An 18805-nucleotide genomic window follows, 5' to 3' on the forward strand; every position below is an offset into this window, starting at 1 on the left:
TATATGAATTTATTGGAAAAATGCAACAGTGTTTTTTCAAGTTCTTTACATTTGTGTGATGTAACTGATTTGCTATGTCCATTATTTATGTTCTAATCGTAGGTACATCAGTGGATTGGGAGTACGATCTGGTTTACTTGTAGCAACGTTTTTGATCGTACAACACGCTTGTGTACATTATGTGTAAACAAAAGACTAACACTATCAAGGTTACATAATAATTATTATGTTAATATATAACATAAAAAAACGCCCCGCGTTTTGAGGGACGTTGTTACGCTATAATTTCACACGAATCCATTCGATCGATTACATTTTACTTGTCGCGAATCTATTTACCTTATTCTCCGCTGCTGTAATGGCAGTAAGTAGAGCTTCACTCCGCCCTTCTTGAACTCTTCTAAAATAGAGAGAACGCAACACATTTTTGCTATTAACTCGCGCAATTACTTGTTCACGGCTTCTCGGTCTGTCGGCACATTGCGCCAAATTGCTTATCCACTCAACGATCTCCGCTAGGGGCAATCGTTCTGTTTCAATCATAACATCTATGATATTAGTAATGCGTTCATCCTCTTCTTCGTTAAAGATATGAATACCGTTATACAATACCTCTTGAATAGCGGAAAGCACTTCTCGTTGTACCGTTGCATCGCTTTCCGAACACTGCACGAGCTCAACAAACATATCTGCACCATGAGCAGCACTGTGAGCCCAACCTCCTTCTTCTAAATACCCGCGAAGGTCCTTCTCTTCTGCGTAATAGCGAAGCAGCTCTTTTTTGAGATGCTGAAATTCCGCGATATCTAGAAATGGCTGTTGTCTGTGGCGACGTACGATCAACACGATAGCTAGAGCCGTGAATGTCCTTGTAAAAACGGTTTGATCGTTCTGGCTTCCAATCCCATTGAACAAATGCTCATCATCAAGCAGCACTGCTAACAGACTGCGTAATTCCTCTTCCGAAAGCTTATTTCCTTCCTGAATCCACATATAGAATGTCGGATAGATCAAATTATCCCGTAACTCAGAATCAGGATCCCCAATGTACTTCAGCATCCGTGGAATGAAATCTTGAATCCTTTCTCCTTCTCGAACCTCATATTGCTCCTTCTCAATTCGTTGTAGATCCAGCTTTAATTTCGCTCTGATATCGTTCATTTGTTTATCCCCTTTAACAAAATTAATATTTCCTCGATTACAATTTCAGGTTCGTCATGATGAATATAGTGCCCGCTGTTAGCTGCAATACGAAATGTACTTACTTTTGATGTCGATAGACGCTGTACATCTTGCTGCAGCTTCTGTTCAATCTCTAGTATTGCTTGACTCGGCCATTCACCCTCCCCTATATCCGGCAGCCCCCTTGTAATAATGGAGAGTGGAATATCACCTAAGCAGCTATGCTCAGTGACTTGCTTATAGCTTTGTACCTTATCCATTTTTTCGCTGTTCAACAGTGGATTTTCGTAATATTCTCGATTCCCTTGAATCAGCTTTTTAGGGAGTACTTGCTCATAAGCAAGCTCTTTGTACGCAGGTGCCGCATCTACGAGAACGATGCCAGCAATTAGCTGTGGATGAAGACTCGCGTACAGTCTCGCAACTAATCCCCCAAAAGAATGACCTACTAATATGTATGGTGGCTTTACATTTACCGATAACAACAATTGAGATAGCTCATCAACTAGATCTCGACACGTCCGCAGTCCCGCGGCAGCCTGACTCCTACCTAATCCCGCTCTATCATAGGAAAATGTCGATGTTTCTAGAGATGTACGATCTTGAATGTCTTTCCATGTCTCACAGCTATCGCCCATCCCTGCGATAAATACAACACTCGGTGAACCTTTATAAAAATATTTACTATACAATTGAACATTATTACAGGAATGAACACTTTCAACATAATCATTTTGAAGCAATGGATCACCTCTATTCCTATGTTATATACCTTCTTTTCTATGTAAAAATATTACTCTCTTATTTTGATCTATCAGAATGGAATTGTCAATTTATTCTAAAATATTTATGGGATATCGCTTTTAATGAACGAGTTGCTGGTACTTCCCTCTTGATTCGTATCTCCAGCAAAGGTTAATGAAAGTATAACTACTGCCCATCATGTGGTAACATGAATATAGGCAAGACTGACATCAAGTTGAAGCGTCAAGAAACAGAAAGGATGTGTAACTATGCAATACCGCAGACTAGGTAGAACAGAACTTAACGTATCTGCTATTGGTATCGGCACGTGGCAATTTGGTGGTGAATGGGGTCATCAATATACCCAAGAAGAGGCCGATCGAGTATTACATACAGCAAAAGAAGAAGGCATTAATTTTGTTGATACGGCGGAATGTTACGGAGACCATTTATCCGAGTCCCTCATTGGAAATTTTCTGGCTCGTGATAAACGTGAAGACTGGGTCGTTGCAACGAAATTCGGTCATCAATTCCACTCCCATTTGAATCGTACAGATCGGTTCGATGCGGAGCATGTGCTCACACAATTGGACAAATCATTGCTTGCATTAAAGACAGAATATATTGATCTGTATCAATTCCACTCTGGAAGCGATGAAGCTTTCGATCAGGATGATCTATGGACACTGCTGGATAAGCAAGTAGAGGCAGGAAAGATTAGACACCTCGGTATTTCTTTAAATAAGAGCAACAGTATGCATCAAACAACTCGTGCCCTTTCTGTAGGTGCCAGCACGATTCAAATTGTGTACAATCGCCTTGAGCGTCAACCTGAACAAGAGGTATTCCCTACATGTGAAGCAGATGATCTTGGTGTGCTTGCTCGCGTACCATTGGCGAGTGGTTTCTTAAGTGGCAAGTACAAACCAGGTGTAACCTTTGCCGACAACGATGTAAGAAAACGCAATGAAGGCATTGAACTAGACGAAACGTTAAAGCAAGTTACGCTCATTCAGCAAAATGAAGTTCCAGCGGATGTTCCGATGGCTCAATGGGCATTAGCGTGGTGTCTTCGTCACCCTGCGGTCGCTTCCGTTATTCCAGGCTGCAAAGATGAAGCACAAGTTCGCAGCAATGCACGAGCTGCTGCTTTGCTAGACGCGGAGCATCCTTTAGTTACTTCTAAATAATATGAGATTCACACGAAAAGACCGGTTCAATCGAGCCGGTCTTTTGGATCGTTCATTATTATAATGTGGTCAGATCTAGTGAGCATACAATTTTATTATGATAAATCACCTTCTACTTCTTTATATCTTTCCAGCACTGTTGACTGCATTACTCGCGCTATCGCAGAAGGAGTATGCATAGTATCATTCGCTACGAGCTGGGATGTATTTTATATATACAGCATGAAGCAAGAGTAAAAGCAGTATTGGGACGATCCAGACAAGGAAAGAATATTGGAGAATGTATGGTAAGGAGAGGTCCGGCACAGGAATAAATTCATTGGTTTCTAGATTCACCCATAGAAATAAACGAACCGTAAGATCATGTGTTGCTTGCATAATAATTGCGATAGCTGCAGGCTGCCATGTACGATATTTTCGTAACAAATACACGCACATGATGATATTAATAACAACAATGATATATAAAGAACAAAGAAAACTAATGTATGCTATAATTGCACTGCTAAAGAGCGCTGCGTAGGCCTGATGCTTGCGATATCTAAATGCGACAACGGTTAATAAGCAAGACCAACCAATTAACATTAATAGCAGCACTACCCATGGTATTGTCACAGCACTAATGAACGGTAACAAATAAGAAGTTAGTCCAAAATGACCGTGAAACACAAGAAACAGTACGATGTTAAATCCAATAAACGTTACAATCAGTGCCCATAACGGAGTCTGTTGTTTGCTGCTTGTTCGCTCTCTTAGAATAGGATCACATTGTATCATTTCAATTGCTTTTGCAGCACTTTCTTCGACACTATATCCGCGAATCGTGTAGTCACGGGATAACATATACAGCTGCTTTTTCGTTCTAAGTACGAGTGAAGAGGACTCATCTGATGAACCCAACCGTTGAGATAACCGTTCCAAATATCGTTCAATTGCCTCCATCGTTTGCCCCTTCCTGTTTTGGAATCGTGAGTATAGAGTCAAATGTAACATACATCTTCCATTATTGGGAAGGTAATCATGACATATTTCTACAAAATCCTGCAAATATTCATACGTAAACCTAACGAGCTAGCATACAAAGACAAGGTAATAACGAAGAGCAATACATATCCACGCACTACATTGACTATTTCTTGTTCAACGGACAAAAACCATCTGTACAGTGCCCAACCGGGATGATCATCCTGCCCCCTGCAATCCAATTATAGAGCTTCTTCCCAGCTGCCGTTTTGGCCAGCAGCGCAAGCAACGGATACAATGGCCATAACGGAACCACCAGCTTAGAAATGGAGGTAACCGCATGAATCCCTGATTGAATAGAATTGGATGCAATCCACCTAACATGCAGTTCCTTTTCAACCTCCTCGATAGTTACACCATACTGCCCCAACTTCGTTATTAGCTCCGGCTCGCGTATCGATACAAATTGAAGGGACTTGAACCAATCCAGCTTTAACAGTCGCTTATGAATTTGTTGGCACAAAGGACACCAACTGTCATACCATACTTCCAGCTTTGCCGTGCGACTGGCATTCATAAGGACTACCCCTCTCTTGAAAAAATTCAATATGATAACAACATAAAGATAATAAATCACGAATATATTTACATATAAAATATTATGTTAACATCATTTTATATTTACCTTTATTGCCCTTACCTATCTTATGCCTTACCTATATCAGAAAATGTTAACTTTCTCCACTCGACATCAAATACCTATTCGCTATTTTCTGCCTTGCCTAAATAAAAGAAAGAGACCCATCTGTAGTCTGACAGGTCTCTGGAACTGCATAAATAAAAATTAGAATATAGTATCAGCGATTTACACACACTGTATTGCCTTGATGACTCTTGTTAATTAAATCATATTGAGATTTTTAGAATGCATTATTTCCAGACAATATTCATCTCCCCGAATGATTCCTTGCTCTCACTTAATCCTTCTTCATCATCCGTCCCTATCAACTGTACTTCTCTCTTTGACAAAACGATGGTTTCTTGTGGATGAGATATTTTTCATAAGCAGATTAAGAAATATACGAAGCGCAAAGAACAATTTCCACATGAATGGTTGAGGCTTAAACAACGTCCAACGACACAGCATCTAATTGGATCACTATTCTCCTCAACAGTACCTGTCAATAAGTTGTCTTCTTTTGTGATAGCAGTCCTCACGAAATAAAACAGGTTGAAGATATTAAACCCTCCAACCTGAGAAAAATATCTATTACACGATACTAACTCTACTGAAATCAATAAGATCTGGATCTTCTTCCACTAGTATATCTTCAAATTGTGACCATCCGTATCGAAGAACATAGTCAGCTTCATTCGCTGTGATTGGTATCATCCATACCTGAACAATGGGTAATTCTTCACCCGATTCATACACATGAAACTCCTCTGGATAATATGCTGGGCTTGATACGTAGAGCGCTTCTAACGAGCTTCCTTTAAACACAATACCTCTTGGACCAATGACTTGACCACGCAAATAAGGAGAATGTGCTTGCAACGCTTCTAAACCTAATTGCTGCAACACCTGAACGACCTCATTCTCTCCAAAATCTTCATCAGTAATCATAAATAACTCGTGTCTTATTAATTTATTTGAACTTGAACATTCAAGTTTATGATGACTTATCCCTAACGTTGAATATGTGACTGTTCCTTGAAATGGACCTCTACAATATTTCACAACATCAAATGGTAGCTTCTCACCTTTGGCATCGGTACTCCAGCCTTTTTCAATAGTACCTAACTCTTTTTCGAGAAAGTCAATATACGTACTCATTTTAGAAGTTTACCTCCTGTTACCTTTACTCCTATTACAACTCGGACACTCTAACCTTGTCCCATTTTGATTATTTAACACTTGTTTTCGAGTAGAGTTTTGGAATAATCTATTTGTCCAAACAGGTGTATGGTCAATGTTCCAGTCTCTCTTTTTTCCTGAAGAATGAGGTGTTTTCCTTTGCTGTCCTTCAGTACCGCTACATCCGTGTGACAATAAAGATAATCATATACGTTTCTTAGTCTTTGGTCATCGTAACCGGATTTCCTGAATCATCCCATGTATATTGAACGGTAATTTCGTTCTTTTCGTTCGTCTCATAGATAACGTTATCTCCATCATAGAAGTAGTTTGTCGTTACAGATGGAGTGATAACTAGAGTCCTCTTGCCTGTTTCATCGTAATCTGCTTGGAATAGAACTTTTCCATTCTCGTCTTTAACAAGAATCAATTGATCATGTTCATTGTAACGATACTGACGTTTACCATCCGCTGTCAAGTTTCCACTCTTGTCATACGTGTAGGCAATACCATCGACACTTTCTAGCTCATGAGGTTTCAATACTCTCCACGTTTCCATTTTTGTCATAATGATAAGTCGCTTTATCCATTACTTGACCAGTTGTGCCCGTATTGATATACGACTTCAACTGATTACCTTGGTCATACGTCAAATCTGTCGTTGCGCCGTTGGCACGGAATTGACAAGCATCAACTTTTTTCCAGTTAATAATTATAATTGACCGATTTATCACGTTGCAGAGGATATTGTAACTTTCCTAACATACAAAAAAGACCTATCTGTTATATCAGATAGGTCTGCCCCACTGCTCTACAAAAATAAGTAAAATACCATCAGAAGATTGCTCATATCTACTTACCAATTACTCAATAAGTCCCGCAGTAAACAGCGCCAGATCTAGATGAGCCGCAGCAATGCGCGTTTTCTCTTCATCACCGAGTATTTCTAGCTGCTCAATCGCGCTTTTCAAATTACTTAAATTATCTTTCATCGCATCTGTCGATTCATACTTGAAGGCCGCAAGTCGTGTCTCCATCGACGACATTGGCTGCTTATAAACTTTAACAATTTCTTGTGCAAGATCCGTTTTTTGTTGGTAGCTCAGCCCATTCACATACTCCATATTTCCATATTTCGTAGTGAAATCTTGATTGAATCGTTTTAGCAGCGCAATATACTCTTGTCCCCATTTTTCAAACGAAGTACGTTCTTGTTCTTTCTCCTGCTTTATGCGCTTTTCTTCATTTTCCTGATTGATTCTCTCCTGTTCTTGTTCTTTCAAAAATGCTTCGTACTCTTCTTTGTTCTGCTCAGGAAGTAGTGGTTGATTAGGATCTTCCCAATGATAGCTGATCTTCTCTATAAGATCATTTGTATTAATTCCATTTGCTCTAGCAATTTGAGCTGCTGACATCGCTTCCTGATAATGCTTAGCCGCATATAATTTGAAGGCAGCCATTTTGAAATCTTGTGCGGAATAGATAACGCTTAATGCTGCCCCCTTATTTTTAGCTAACAAGCTAGTGAACCGTTTCTCGAAATCATGCTCTTGCAAAATATGATCTGCCAACCAGTAGTTCACTTGGCTCGACTTAAGCAATTGCTTTTGTAACCGGTCCTTATTATTTTTGAACAGTTCAATTTCCGTCGTTTCGTAGAGTTGATTGAAATGAATGACCATTTGTGCAAGTACTTGTGGATTCTTTGCTCCGCCTTTTGCATTGTAATGCTTATAAATGGAGTCCACCCATTTTGTACTCGTGTCATTATATTGTGTTACGTACGTTTTTACATTCGCTTTAGCTTTATCTACGACTTTTTTCTTTGCTGCAATATTTTTTTGAATGGCTTTTGAAGGGGCACCATAATAAAATACGGGAACCTTCTGATTATATCGGTTATATGCGGTTCCCTTTTTAACATAGTAATGATAACCGGAATACCAGTCACCCGTCATGTTACTCTTGTCTGGATTAAGAATGACGATATTGTTGGAATTTGATAGGTCACCAAGCTGATGACTGCTTAATGATCTTGCAGTCCCCCATAACATGGTATTGCTGAAGCCGTGTCTAAGCTCACCTTCGATATCATAGCGGTTTTCATTCACAGCATTTTCATAACTCTGGTTCGCCTTATCCAAAGCCGCTAAAGCCTTGTCCAAGTTACTATCTCGCTGCTTCATCACTTGCTTCATAGAATTGTCAATCGCTAGCTTATCTGGCATAAGTGGAGTTGTATGCTGTACATATTTCGCTTTACCATTGACAATCTTTTCAATCGCTACCATAGGAACGTAGATGCTATTTTTTGAACTGCTCACTGGATGAGAAACATTTACACTTACATTGTTAAGCAGTATCTTATTTGATCCTAATTGAAGCACTGCTTGTGTAGATCCTTTATCGTGAGAAAGAGTTTTCGTAGAAGCATCGTAAACCAAATTAAGATTGAATGCTTCATTAACTACCTCGTAATCGACGTAGAGCATCTTGTCCTTTGTAAAATAAGAAGTGTCTCCCCCGATAAATGTAAACCGTTTGTTCCACTCCACCGTGCTTTCCTCATGTACTACAATAGATGCCGGATTTGCATTTGACTTATTTGCCACAGCTGCATTACCGTCAAACAAAATGGTGATTAGCATAAGCACTGCGACGAATCCTGAAACCCATTTCTTTTTACTCATATTTACCCCTCCGTATGAATCTAGCTGCCTAGTACGTATGAACCATTCACATTTTACCACAATGTGGATCAACTAGCTTGTATAAAATGGAGCTGCGCTTTGATTTGATCAAGAGGGTAGATTCATCTATTTATATTAACATATTTATTATTATGTTAACTTTATTTTATGATGCTATGTACTTCCTATACATAGAAAAAGCTGCCTCCATAGTCATTTAAGACTTCAAGAGGCAGCAGGCATCTACTCTTCATTCACTCACTATTTATCCAAACCCTTTATAGATATCAAGTTATTTTTTTCACATACATTGTTATGCCATTTACTCCGCTAACTAAGCGTAATAAGCATTCATAAGTTTTTGCGTTTCTTGTTGCTCCCCTTTTTCATTGAGAACTCCTTGCTCTGTCCAGCAAGTACGACAAGCTTCTTCGGTAGCGCAAAGATGTGTGTCATCACACATGTAGCATAATTGAAGGAAGTTACGTGTTACGTTCTGCTCTTTATAGTCAAATGTTGTGAATGTTCTCATCGTTATCACTCCTCTTCTGGATTGATTTAACTATACCATGAAAGGGTGAATTATTATGTGAATTAAATCACAATATAAATTAATAAAATGTGCTTCCTCCTACAAAAAAGAAGCACATTCTTGGTTAAGGTATCAACCACATATAGATGGGAACGAATAAAATAGACGTAATGACACCAGCTAAGCCCATGGCAAGCCCACTGAACGAGCCCTGCTCTTCCGAATTGGCAAGGCATCTTGCCGTCCCGATGCCGTGAGCAGCCGTACCCATGGCAAGTCCGATCGACATGTCATCTCGGAAGCCGAACTTGTGTAGAATCGTAATGCCGAATACACTGCCGAATAACCCTGTGCATACACTGAATACAGCAGCAAGTTCCGGAACACCTTGCAGCACCTTTGTAATCTCAATTGATATTGGTGAACTCACGGACTTTGGCAGCATACTGAGTATGATTTCTTGTGCATCTGTAAGAACCCACAGCATAAACGCTACGCTTACGATGCCGATAACCGATCCGCATACGATCGAAATTATGATCGGTTTGAGTTGTTGTGCAATTTGTTCCCGATGCTTGTATATAGGTACACCTAACGCCACCGTCGCGGGTCCAAGCAGCATCGAAAGCCATTCCCCACCAACAGCGTATGCCTCCAACGGAATGTCGGCCGCAATAATGATAGCAATCAACAGTCCTGCACTGATTAGGATAGGATGAATGATAGGATAACGTCCTTGCACGTAGCGTGCCAATAAATAGGCGCCGATTGTTGCCGCAATACCTGTTATAATAAGAAGTAATTCGCTAAATGTCATAGCATTGTTTCCTCCCTCTTGTTAGTTGGAGAGGAAACAGACTGTTGAACCTGTGTAGAATCCATTAATGGTTGTGATTTCCAACGACGCGCAGACCATGCAGTAGTAAGTAGGACTGCTGTCGTACTGCCACCGATGCCAACTAAAATGCTAAACCAGTGTTCGCCAAGCAATGGTGCAAATGCGATAATACCTACTACATATGGAATGAAAAACAGCAGCATATGCTTCAATAGAAATTGGGCGGCTTGCTCTACCCATTCTAAACGGACCAAGCGCATATATAATGCAGCTAGAAATAATAGCAATCCTATGACATTGCCAGGTAAAGGAATGTTTCCATTATGCTGGAGCCATACTCCTACGAGATGAAATAAAGCAAGGATGAAAAATCCAAGCAGGCCGTACATACTCCATCACCTTTCTATCGTGTGTTAAACTTGTGCGGGACACAACATTTTCATTATACTACGTTATGGAGAGCACTGTGTAACGATTATCATAACTATGATAATTTACGCTATTTACGAATGACTATATAGATGAAAGAGGAGAATTATTATGATTGTTAAAACAGAACAAGAAATCACAAGCCTTAAAAAGATAGGACAAATCGTTGCACTGACGATTCAAGAAATGAGAAAGCATACACGTGCTGGTGTCACAACACGTGAATTGGATGAAATCGGTGCACGTGTACTTAGTGAGCACGGAGCATTGTCAGCACCAAAAGTAACCTATGACTTCCCAGGCTATACATGCATTAGCGTTAATCAAGAGGTAGCACATGGTATACCAGGTGATTATGTGATTAAGCCGGGAGATCTCGTCAACATTGACGTTTCTGCGCAGTTCGATGGATATTTCGCGGATGCCGGTCAGTCTTTTCAGGTCGAGCCTTATGATTCCAAGCTTACGCAGTTATGCGATGATACCTATGAGACGATGATGAAAGTCATCTCCCAACTCAAACATGGCGTACGCCTGAACGAAATCGGCAAAACCATTCAGCAAGAAGCGAAGAATCGCGGTTATGCCGTAATAAACAATTTGTGCAGCCACGGCATCGGCAAAGCGCTGCATGAGTATCCGCAGCAAATTCTTCCCTACTATGAAAAGGGTGATAAACGCACGTTGAAAGAAGGTTTGGTACTCACTATTGAGCCCTTCCTATCAACGGAAGCGGACTTTGTACTGCAGCAATCAGATGGCTGGACACTCAAAGTTCCTGACCAGAGCTTTGTTGCTCAATTTGAACATACGATTATCATCACGAAAGACGAACCAATCATCTTAACGACTGTTTAATCGGAAGTGCAGTAAGCTGATAAATTAGAATACCTATAAATAAAAAATATGTCCCCTTACCTGAATGATGAAGGGAATGTAGTGCTAAACCATCAGCACCCACATTCACCCATTCACTTCAATAAGGGGACTTTTTTCTGTGTAACTTATTGGTCGTGCACAAGGAAACGCCTAACAGTTGTTGCTTGGCTTATGCTACTACTTAATAAATAGTTTAACTACGTCTGTATCTACATCCACATCGACAACTTCTGTGCCGCTTCCTCTTTCTGCTTATCACTAACATGCGTATATACCGTCGTCGTCTGAATAGACGAATGACCGAGCATTTCTTGGACAGTTCGAATATCTGTCCCGCTGCGTACAAGCATCGTAGCAAAAGAATGCCGCAGCTTATGACAGGAATAAGAGCGTTTGCGCATCGTAGTTGCTTGCCCCATATCTTGTTGAAAACGTGCAAAAGTCTGCTCTGCGATCAGCTGAATATTCCGAATCGATAGGCGCCTTCCCTGTTGAGATACAAATATAGCATCTTCGCCAACACGTCGTGGTTGCTTGCGCTCTTGCAGCGCTTTATTTAATTGCTGAATAACCGGCTCAGGTAGAGGTATCGTTCTCCATTTTCTCCCCTTACCGAACACTTCGATGTAACCTCGATCGGGTCGATAATCAGATATGTTCAAGCGATGAACTTCACTCACCCGCAATCCCCCATAAGCCATCAACATTAACACCGCCATATTTCGCTCACGGTACTTTCCATCTGTAAGCTGTACGACACTTCGCAGCTCTTGCGGTTCCAAGTAGACAGGAGCTCGATTCATTTCTGTCTTCGATTTCTTCACCTGCAGGGCAGGATTCGTCTCTGCCAAGTCAAATTCATTAAGTGCCCGATAGAAACTGACAAGTGCACAGTGTTTACGGTTACGTGTTGCATCACTAACTCCTGCTGCTTTTACCTGTGATAAATACGAGACGATCTGCAGCTTCTTCGCATCCTGCACACGTTTGCCTTGAAGGCTGCGCAAGAAACTATACAAATCTCCCATATAATTGCGTTCCGTATAGACGGTGTATCCCGCATTTGACATCCACAAACGAAAAGCTTCGATCTCCTCAGCGTAATGCTCGGTCAGCTCTGCTCTCGTCCAGCTCTCCATAGTGTTCTCCTCTCTGCTATAACTCTCATTATTCCTATTCGAGTTGAGCTCTATTTCCCTACTATATCAACGTAAAAACGCATGAAAATAACTGCATATAATCATTATTATACGCAGTTTTAGTTTGTGGGCGCAAATTATTTGTTTTATGAGGCGTAATACATGTTTAAAATGACGATAATTGGACTGCTTCTTGGATTCCCACCTCCAAAGGTTTTCTCATATAAGATTTCCATGTAAAATGAAGCCTCATTTCTAGACTAGGTCAAAATAAAAAAACTCGCCTCCCACGAAAGGAAGACAAGTTTTAATGTTATTTTTCATTTTTCATATCATCTTACTTCGTCTCACTATTAGCATTCATTTGAGCTTTCTTTTTAGCGCGAAACTTGCGGAATATAAACCACACGATTGCAATAACTACAAATAGTACAGCACTGATGATTGTAAAATATTCATTAATTACATTTTCAGCTAATGAGCCGTAAATATAAAACAAAATCCCTACAATATAAAATTTAGCTGCTCGTCCGATCGCCGCGTACCCCATCAATTTCCATAGCGGGAAATTGGTGCTGCCTGAAAGAATAGTAAAGATTTTGAACGGAATAGGTGTAAATGATCCTAGAAAAATAGCCGCTTCCCCATGACGATTAAACATTTCAGTTGCAGAATCGATCCATTCTTTTTTCAGTATTTTATTTAAAAACGATCGTCCTGCCACTTTCCCAATCCAATATCCAATTGGTGAGCCCAATAAACATCCAATAAATCCAACAGTAGCCAGCCATAAAGCATTGGAAGGATCAACTATACTTAAGGATACTTGTGTAAAGAAGGCTGGAATCGGGAAAATAATCGCATCAATAAAAGCATGGATCATCATACCCCATATCCCGAATTCCTCCAGGAATTTCAATATAGAATCTACCATTCAGTTGTTTCGCTCCTCAATTTTATCTGTATTTATATTTCCAACAATAAGTTTGTTTCTGTTCCCCATTTGTTCGTTCATTGCAATTGCTTCCCTCTTTATCATATGGGGCAAAAATGAACAAAAAACCAAGAAAAAATGATTTTTGTCTCAAATTTTCCTGAACGAAACCTTCATAACCTCTATCTTACCATAGATACAGTTAGAGCTCCTCAACTATATATTGACTTCTTACCTTTTTTTCATGGGATGAAAGGACAATATTCGTTGATGGTGTTCCATATTTCATTGCCTCGTCAATAAAACGCTCCAAACTTTCCACGGAGTGCGTAGCCACTTTTGCAATATAGCTTATTTCCCCTGCTACACGGTAGCATTCCATTACATCAGGATGATGGTTACAAAAATGAGATAGCGCCTTACAATCTTTAGACTCAAACAAAATAAGAGCCATGATGCCACGATCTAACTTCTTTAAAGATACACTGGCGTGATACCCTTCAATTGTATCGTTATCTTCAAGCTTTCTTACTCGCTCAATGACAGCAGGTGATGATAAATGAACGATCTCCGCCAATTCTTTCATTGAAATTTTAGCATTCTTCTGCAGCTCTTCTAGAATTTGCTCATCAATTTTGTCCAAATCTATCCCTGCCTTTCTTTATAAAGAATTTTAAGGCAATAACCATTGTAAGTAAAGCAACGCCCTATGTTAACCATATTCAGCTTATGTGTTGCATGATAATTATTATCTAAAATAATGGGATAGGAGGCGATCAGATGAAAAAAGTATTATTGCTATTAGCGGATGGATTTGAAGCTGTAGAGGCAAGTGTATTCACGGATGTTTTGGGATGGAACAAGTGGGAAGGTAATCGGGCCACAGAATTAATCACCGTTGGCTTGCGACAGCAAATAAAATCTACTTGGAACTTTACCATTCTCGTTGAAAGAGTTGTAAGTGAGATCGATCTTGAAGACTTTGATGCACTTGCTATTCCTGGAGGATTTGAAGAGGCTGGCTATTACAAAGATGCCTATGATGAAAGATTTCTCGAAGTCATAAGACATTTTCATGCTAATCGTAAACCAATTGCTACTATTTGCGTGGCATCCTTACCCTTAGGTAAAAGTGGAATTTTGCAAAATAATCGGGCAACTACGTATAATCATCCAACAAGTATCCGCAAAGAACAATTGCGTGCATTCGGAGCAAATATACAAAACTCACCTATCGTTCAAGATGGACATATTATCACTTCATCCAATCCTGCTACAGGCTTCGATGTTGCGTTCCTTCTACTTGAGACTCTAACATCTACAGAAAATACTAAATGTGTTAAAGAATTAATGGGGTTTAATAACTGATCATAAAAGGAGCTTATATTACCGTAAAAATAGTCATATATGCTCCTTTTATCTCCCCTCTTTTATGCTTTCGATCCCCAAGATAAGGACTCGCGGTCTATTTTAATGTAGGTTATGATTTTGTAAACTAATACCAACAAGTAGGTGATTCATCAACGTAACCTATCATAACCCTCGACATTCTATTACTTGACTGCTATAAATGATAGCGTTTAAACAAGTAGGCAACCTACAGCGAGCATCATCTGCAACGAAATTTTCTATAAGGCGCTCTTTTCGCTTCCCATGCCCGTTTACACCCATACCTTTCACTAAAGCTCAGATGATTCAAAATAACCTGCCTCACAAGATTATATTAATTACTATATGATATTTTCTTTAAATAAGGTTCCCAACTCTAGTTATATGATCTATAATAAGATCACTTTATGAAAGGAGGTGAGTATGAACATAGCTGGCGATTAATTAATAGGAGGTGCATGGACACATAAATTAGATTATTCATAGCACGCTTTAGCATCATCTTTTACAGAAGCTAATCACATAGGCCACAAGTGCTTTGAATTCCATTCCAATACCCAAATCCATGTTAGGAGGAATAATAATATGATACAAACACGTACTTTATTAAATCCTTTTAAAAATGTTCCATTTCTTGCGGCATTTGCAATGACATTGTTACTCGCTCTTGTTTCTGTCGTGTATGCAGAACAAGCTTCTGCACATGGTTATATCGAATCTCCACAAAGCCGTTCTTACAAATGTAAATTAACGACAAACATTAACTGCGGCGCTGTACAATATAATCCACATGACCTTGAAGGACTTAAAGGTTACCCTGCAGCAGGTCCTGCTGATGGCCAAATTGCAAGCGCAGGAAGATCTGCGTACAGCGCGCTAAATGACCAATCGGCTACTCGTTGGGACAAAGTTACGCTGAATGGCGGAGCAAATACATTTACTTGGCATTTAACAGCTGCACACGTTACAACAGATTGGAAATACTACATCACGAAAAAGAACTGGGATCCTAGCCAACCGCTGAAACGCTCTGACCTTGAATTGTTCTGTTCTGTATACGATGGCGGTGCTAAACCTCCACAAAAAGTTTCTCATTCCTGTAATGTTCCTACTGACCGCTCCGGCTATCATGTTATTCTTGGAACTTGGGATGTTCATGACACAGCTAACGCATTCTACCAAGTTATCGATGTTAACTTGATCAACAACGGCACTGGTCCTCAATTGCCATCCGTTCCTGGCAACATCACTTCTATCGTTCAAACGCTGAACAGCATCACATTGAACTGGTCTGCATCCACTGCATCTTCTGGCATCAGCTACTATGAAGTATTCCGTAACGGGGCACTTGTTGGTTCCCCTACTTCACCTTCTTTTGTAGACACTGGCTTGCAAGCTAACACTTCCTACACATACACAATCAAAGCTGTAGACAATAATGGCAATAAATCTGCTGCTTCAGCACCTGCATCATTCACAACGAATAACGGCGGCGGAACGACTGCTCCAGCATGGAGTTCAACTCAAGTATACCTTGGCGGAGCCAAAGTTTCTTACAATGGCGCTATCTATGAAGCGCGTTGGTGGACACAAGGCGAGACTCCAGGCGTAGCTGCAGTTTGGAAAAAACTCTAGTAAGCTATTAACAACAAACAACCTTGCTCCTTTTCTGGGGCAAGGTTGTTTTATACTACTCTACTTTCATAAATGTATATGTTTATCGATCATGCCTATCTATTACATGAAAGTAATGCTGCTCGCTATTCATAGGTAATAAAGGAGTGAAATCATGAATGCAATTGATCTAATCATTTTCAATTTGGAGGAAGTTAGACGTAGAAGTATAAAAGTATGGCAAGCTATCCCCGATGAAATGCTGCATTGGAAACCAGATGAGAAAGCCTTTACATGTGCGGAAATGATTAGACATTTAGTACAAGCTGAATTTTTGTATCACCATGTACTTTTGAATAGAGGGGGTGCAGCATTAGCAAATTTGCATAATCCTTTCGAATCGAAACCATTCATTTCTGTAAATAATGAGCTCGAGTTCTCACAGCCTTATCACGAGAAATTTTTGGAGTATGTAAAAACCATTCCTATCAACGATTTAGGACATGTCCAAATCGACCTATATGATCTAGGTGGTTTTATTAGACCCCTCGGGGATATGCTACTCCGTATTGCTTACCACGAGTCTGTCCACACAGGTCAACTGCTAGATTATATGAGAACGACGGGGATTGACCGCCCTAAAATATGGGATTAAATTTGAAGTGAATTTGGATGATACAGCGTTTAATTAATAACAACCTCGCTCCTATTTTATCGGGGCAAGGTTGTTTTATTGAGGATCACGCCCTTCTTTCGAATACTCCATCATTGGACCTACTGTCCAATCCTATTCGGTAATGATTAATTCCGTCTTATTATCTGATAAACAGCGAAATTGCACGACATGTAGTTGGTCTTTAGGGAAATCTAGAGGCATTCCTACGGAAACAGGATCGATCTTGTTCCCTTCCTGATCGGCCATGTTATGAATATACGAAATACTATCCATAGGCTCTATGTTCGTATAGTGCCAAATACTGTACATATCTTCATACTCAGGAGCGCTCATACAAACTAGTTTTGTACCTCCTTCTCTAAAATCCATCTAACAAGTTTCATTATTTACATATGTTTAGATTTATTCTTAAATAAAATTATTTACAAAAGGAAGTTCACAACTCTATTTCCATGATCTATAATATAAACATTGTGAAAGGAGGTGTACTTTGCTAGAGCTTCTAACTTGAAGGAGGTGTCGTGTACTCGTTAATTGCAGCTATATTCATAGCATGCTTTTGCATGATCCCTTAATAGGGAGTATTGGCACAAATGCATGAGCAGCTTTTGAACTCATTTAACCCAAACCCTGTTAGGAGGAATAATAATATGATACAAACACGCACGTTGTTAAACCCTTTCAAAAATGTCCCTTTTCTAGCGGCATTTGCTATGACTCTTCTACTTGCTCTTATCTCGGTAGTATTTGCTGAGAAAGCTTCTGCACACGGTTACATTGAATCTCCACAAAGCCGCGTTGTAAAATGTAATAAACTTATTAACCTTAACTGTGGGGATGCACAATATAATCCCAATGACCTTGAGGGTCTTAAAGGCTTCCCAGCTGCAGGACCTGCTGATGGCCAAATTGCTAGTGCTGCTAAACCAGCCTACGCTGCACTTAATGCGCAAACAGATACTCGTTGGCATAAAACTACGATGAATGGTGGACCTAACACATTCACTTGGTTCCTGACTGCTAATCACGCTACTACGGACTGGAAATATTACATCACAAAACCTAACTGGAATCCTAACCAACCTCTGAAACGTTCTGATCTCGAATTATTCTGTACATTCACAGATGGCGGAGCAAAACCACCAAAAACCGTTTCCCATACATGTAACGTTCCTACTGATCGCTCTGGCTACCACCTCATCCTCGGAACTTGGGATGTTCATGATACTGCAAATGCCTTCTACCAAGTCATCGACGTGAACCTAGTTAACAACGGTACAAGCCCTCAATTACCATCTGTTCCTGGCAATATTACTTCTATCGTTCAGACTCTTAACAGCATCACATTGAACTGGTCTGCTTCCAATGCATCTGCAGGTATTAGCTATTATGAAGTATTCCGCAATGGCACTCTTGTAGGCTCGCCTACTTCACCTTCTTTTGTAGACACAGGCTTGCAAGCTAACACTTCCTACACATACACGATCAAAGCTGTAGATAATTCCGGTAATAAATCCGCTGCTTCCGCAGGCGTTACATTCAAAACTTTAACAAACGGTGGTGGCACAACAGCACCTGCATGGAGTGCAACCCAAGCTTATCTTGGAGGAGCCAAAGTTTCTTACAATGGCTTTACCTATGAAGCTCAATGGTGGACACAAGGTGAAACTCCTGGTGTTGCTTCCGTGTGGAAAAAGCTATAACCTACATGAATTAGTACCTCAAACAACCTTGCTCCTTTTCCAAGG

21 protein-coding genes are annotated in these 18805 nt (G+C 40.1%); 6 read left to right on the forward strand and 15 right to left on the reverse strand.

All coding sequences use genetic code 11. The features are described 5' to 3' along the window. Positions 1 to 309: 309 nt before the first annotated feature. The gene (locus IFO66_RS03620; RefSeq protein ID WP_192023833.1) at positions 310 to 1161 is read right to left on the reverse strand and encodes a DUF2785 domain-containing protein; all 852 of its coding nucleotides are present in this window, start codon (positions 1159 to 1161) and stop codon (positions 310 to 312) included. Then, positions 1158 to 1925 (reverse strand): alpha/beta fold hydrolase, encoded by a 768-nt coding sequence (locus IFO66_RS03625; protein ID WP_192023834.1) that lies wholly within the window; start codon positions 1923 to 1925, stop codon positions 1158 to 1160. The genes IFO66_RS03620 and IFO66_RS03625 overlap by 4 nt, the downstream gene beginning before the upstream one ends. Positions 1926 to 2195: 270 nt before the next feature. Here IFO66_RS03625 and IFO66_RS03630 point away from each other — a divergent pair, with 270 nt between their 5' ends. Continuing rightward, positions 2196 to 3116, forward strand: a complete 921-nt coding sequence (locus IFO66_RS03630; protein ID WP_192023835.1) for an aldo/keto reductase — start codon at positions 2196 to 2198, stop codon at positions 3114 to 3116. Between the two features lie 183 nt (positions 3117 to 3299). Here the strand turns inward: IFO66_RS03630 and IFO66_RS03635 are convergent, their stop codons facing one another. From IFO66_RS03635 to IFO66_RS03675, 9 genes are all read right to left on the reverse strand, one after another. Further along, positions 3300 to 4058: a hypothetical protein gene (locus IFO66_RS03635; protein ID WP_192023836.1), complete on the reverse strand. Its 759-nt coding sequence runs from the start codon at positions 4056 to 4058 to the stop codon at positions 3300 to 3302. A gap of 187 nt (positions 4059 to 4245) precedes the next feature. Beyond that, positions 4246 to 4656: a DCC1-like thiol-disulfide oxidoreductase family protein gene (locus IFO66_RS03640; protein ID WP_192023837.1), complete on the reverse strand. Its 411-nt coding sequence runs from the start codon at positions 4654 to 4656 to the stop codon at positions 4246 to 4248. Between the two features lie 693 nt (positions 4657 to 5349). Beyond that, positions 5350 to 5916 carry a suppressor of fused domain protein gene (locus IFO66_RS03645; RefSeq protein ID WP_192023838.1) on the reverse strand — a complete coding sequence of 189 codons (567 nt, stop codon included), beginning with the start codon at positions 5914 to 5916 and terminating at the stop codon, positions 5350 to 5352. A gap of 9 nt (positions 5917 to 5925) precedes the next feature. Further along, the gene (locus IFO66_RS24315) at positions 5926 to 6132 is read right to left on the reverse strand and encodes a GH-E family nuclease (RefSeq protein WP_192023839.1); all 207 of its coding nucleotides are present in this window, start codon (positions 6130 to 6132) and stop codon (positions 5926 to 5928) included. 22 nt (positions 6133 to 6154) lie between these two features. Further along, complete coding sequence (locus IFO66_RS03655; protein WP_192023840.1) at positions 6155 to 6505, reverse strand: hypothetical protein; 351 nt, start codon at positions 6503 to 6505, stop codon at positions 6155 to 6157. Between the two features lie 295 nt (positions 6506 to 6800). Then, on the reverse strand, positions 6801 to 8627 hold the full coding sequence (locus IFO66_RS03660) for a stalk domain-containing protein (protein ID WP_192023841.1): 1827 nt from the start codon (positions 8625 to 8627) through the stop codon (positions 6801 to 6803). A 334-nt stretch (positions 8628 to 8961) separates the two neighbouring features. Beyond that, positions 8962 to 9159 (reverse strand): hypothetical protein, encoded by a 198-nt coding sequence (locus IFO66_RS03665; RefSeq protein ID WP_192023842.1) that lies wholly within the window; start codon positions 9157 to 9159, stop codon positions 8962 to 8964. Between the two features lie 124 nt (positions 9160 to 9283). Next, a complete protein-coding gene (locus IFO66_RS03670) occupies positions 9284 to 9976 on the reverse strand; it encodes an LrgB family protein (RefSeq protein ID WP_192023843.1) in 693 nt (230 codons plus the stop codon). After that, positions 9973 to 10386: a CidA/LrgA family protein gene (locus tag IFO66_RS03675; protein WP_225445479.1), complete on the reverse strand. Its 414-nt coding sequence runs from the start codon at positions 10384 to 10386 to the stop codon at positions 9973 to 9975. The genes IFO66_RS03670 and IFO66_RS03675 overlap by 4 nt, the downstream gene beginning before the upstream one ends. A gap of 151 nt (positions 10387 to 10537) precedes the next feature. Between IFO66_RS03675 and map the strand changes: the two genes are divergently transcribed. After that, on the forward strand, positions 10538 to 11284 hold the full coding sequence (gene map / locus IFO66_RS03680; protein WP_192023844.1) for a type I methionyl aminopeptidase: 747 nt from the start codon (positions 10538 to 10540) through the stop codon (positions 11282 to 11284). Between the two features lie 230 nt (positions 11285 to 11514). Here the strand turns inward: map and IFO66_RS03685 are convergent, their stop codons facing one another. From IFO66_RS03685 to IFO66_RS03695, 3 genes are all read right to left on the reverse strand, one after another. Further along, positions 11515 to 12444, reverse strand: a complete 930-nt coding sequence (locus IFO66_RS03685; RefSeq protein WP_192023845.1) for a tyrosine-type recombinase/integrase — start codon at positions 12442 to 12444, stop codon at positions 11515 to 11517. 337 nt (positions 12445 to 12781) lie between these two features. Beyond that, positions 12782 to 13378, reverse strand: coding sequence for a YqaA family protein (locus IFO66_RS03690; protein ID WP_192023846.1), 597 nt, complete (start codon positions 13376 to 13378; stop codon positions 12782 to 12784). 202 nt (positions 13379 to 13580) lie between these two features. After that, positions 13581 to 14021, reverse strand: a complete 441-nt coding sequence (locus IFO66_RS03695) for an Lrp/AsnC family transcriptional regulator (RefSeq protein WP_192023847.1) — start codon at positions 14019 to 14021, stop codon at positions 13581 to 13583. Positions 14022 to 14158: 137 nt separating this feature from the next. On the opposite strand from IFO66_RS03695, the gene IFO66_RS03700 reads away from it, so the two are divergent. The 3 genes from IFO66_RS03700 to IFO66_RS03710 all read left to right on the forward strand — a co-directional run bounded on the left by IFO66_RS03700 (position 14159) and on the right by IFO66_RS03710 (position 17036). Further along, positions 14159 to 14746 (forward strand): DJ-1/PfpI family protein, encoded by a 588-nt coding sequence (locus tag IFO66_RS03700; RefSeq protein WP_192023848.1) that lies wholly within the window; start codon positions 14159 to 14161, stop codon positions 14744 to 14746. 606 nt (positions 14747 to 15352) lie between these two features. Then, a complete protein-coding gene (locus IFO66_RS03705; protein WP_192023849.1) occupies positions 15353 to 16402 on the forward strand; it encodes a lytic polysaccharide monooxygenase in 1050 nt (349 codons plus the stop codon). Between the two features lie 154 nt (positions 16403 to 16556). Beyond that, the gene (locus IFO66_RS03710) at positions 16557 to 17036 is read left to right on the forward strand and encodes a DinB family protein (RefSeq protein ID WP_192023850.1); all 480 of its coding nucleotides are present in this window, start codon (positions 16557 to 16559) and stop codon (positions 17034 to 17036) included. Positions 17037 to 17168: 132 nt separating this feature from the next. On the opposite strand, the gene IFO66_RS03715 is transcribed toward IFO66_RS03710, so the two are convergent. Then, complete coding sequence (locus tag IFO66_RS03715; RefSeq protein ID WP_192023851.1) at positions 17169 to 17426, reverse strand: SRPBCC family protein; 258 nt, start codon at positions 17424 to 17426, stop codon at positions 17169 to 17171. Between the two features lie 281 nt (positions 17427 to 17707). Here IFO66_RS03715 and IFO66_RS24045 point away from each other — a divergent pair, with 281 nt between their 5' ends. Continuing rightward, positions 17708 to 18760 (forward strand): lytic polysaccharide monooxygenase, encoded by a 1053-nt coding sequence (locus IFO66_RS24045; protein WP_192023852.1) that lies wholly within the window; start codon positions 17708 to 17710, stop codon positions 18758 to 18760. The last annotated feature ends 45 nt before the right edge of the window (positions 18761 to 18805 follow it).

This window comes from Paenibacillus arenosi (assembly GCF_014841135.1).
Lineage (GTDB): Bacteria > Bacillota > Bacilli > Paenibacillales > Paenibacillaceae > Paenibacillus_B > Paenibacillus_B arenosi.

Excerpts from the sequence above, each read along its gene's own strand:
- IFO66_RS03685 (WP_192023845.1), bottom strand. The coding sequence starts at position 12,444 with ATGGAGAGCTGGACGAGAGCAGAGCTGACCGAGCATTACGCTGAGGAG.
- IFO66_RS03705 (WP_192023849.1), top strand. The coding sequence starts at position 15,353 with ATGATACAAACACGTACTTTATTAAATCCTTTTAAAAATGTTCCATTT.
- IFO66_RS03700 (WP_192023848.1), top strand. The coding sequence starts at position 14,159 with ATGAAAAAAGTATTATTGCTATTAGCGGATGGATTTGAAGCTGTAGAG.
- IFO66_RS03660 (WP_192023841.1), bottom strand. The coding sequence starts at position 8,627 with ATGAGTAAAAAGAAATGGGTTTCAGGATTCGTCGCAGTGCTTATGCTA.
- IFO66_RS03675 (WP_225445479.1), bottom strand. The coding sequence starts at position 10,386 with ATGTACGGCCTGCTTGGATTTTTCATCCTTGCTTTATTTCATCTCGTA.
- IFO66_RS03655 (WP_192023840.1), bottom strand. The coding sequence starts at position 6,505 with ATGACAAAAATGGAAACGTGGAGAGTATTGAAACCTCATGAGCTAGAA.
- IFO66_RS03690 (WP_192023846.1), bottom strand. The coding sequence starts at position 13,378 with ATGGTAGATTCTATATTGAAATTCCTGGAGGAATTCGGGATATGGGGT.
- IFO66_RS03670 (WP_192023843.1), bottom strand. The coding sequence starts at position 9,976 with ATGACATTTAGCGAATTACTTCTTATTATAACAGGTATTGCGGCAACA.
- IFO66_RS03710 (WP_192023850.1), top strand. The coding sequence starts at position 16,557 with ATGAATGCAATTGATCTAATCATTTTCAATTTGGAGGAAGTTAGACGT.
- IFO66_RS03640 (WP_192023837.1), bottom strand. The coding sequence starts at position 4,656 with ATGAATGCCAGTCGCACGGCAAAGCTGGAAGTATGGTATGACAGTTGG.
- IFO66_RS24045 (WP_192023852.1), top strand. The coding sequence starts at position 17,708 with ATGATACAAACACGCACGTTGTTAAACCCTTTCAAAAATGTCCCTTTT.
- IFO66_RS03620 (WP_192023833.1), bottom strand. The coding sequence starts at position 1,161 with ATGAACGATATCAGAGCGAAATTAAAGCTGGATCTACAACGAATTGAG.
- IFO66_RS03645 (WP_192023838.1), bottom strand. The coding sequence starts at position 5,916 with ATGAGTACGTATATTGACTTTCTCGAAAAAGAGTTAGGTACTATTGAA.
- map (WP_192023844.1), top strand. The coding sequence starts at position 10,538 with ATGATTGTTAAAACAGAACAAGAAATCACAAGCCTTAAAAAGATAGGA.
- IFO66_RS03715 (WP_192023851.1), bottom strand. The coding sequence starts at position 17,426 with ATGGATTTTAGAGAAGGAGGTACAAAACTAGTTTGTATGAGCGCTCCT.
- IFO66_RS03665 (WP_192023842.1), bottom strand. The coding sequence starts at position 9,159 with ATGAGAACATTCACAACATTTGACTATAAAGAGCAGAACGTAACACGT.
- IFO66_RS03635 (WP_192023836.1), bottom strand. The coding sequence starts at position 4,058 with ATGGAGGCAATTGAACGATATTTGGAACGGTTATCTCAACGGTTGGGT.
- IFO66_RS03630 (WP_192023835.1), top strand. The coding sequence starts at position 2,196 with ATGCAATACCGCAGACTAGGTAGAACAGAACTTAACGTATCTGCTATT.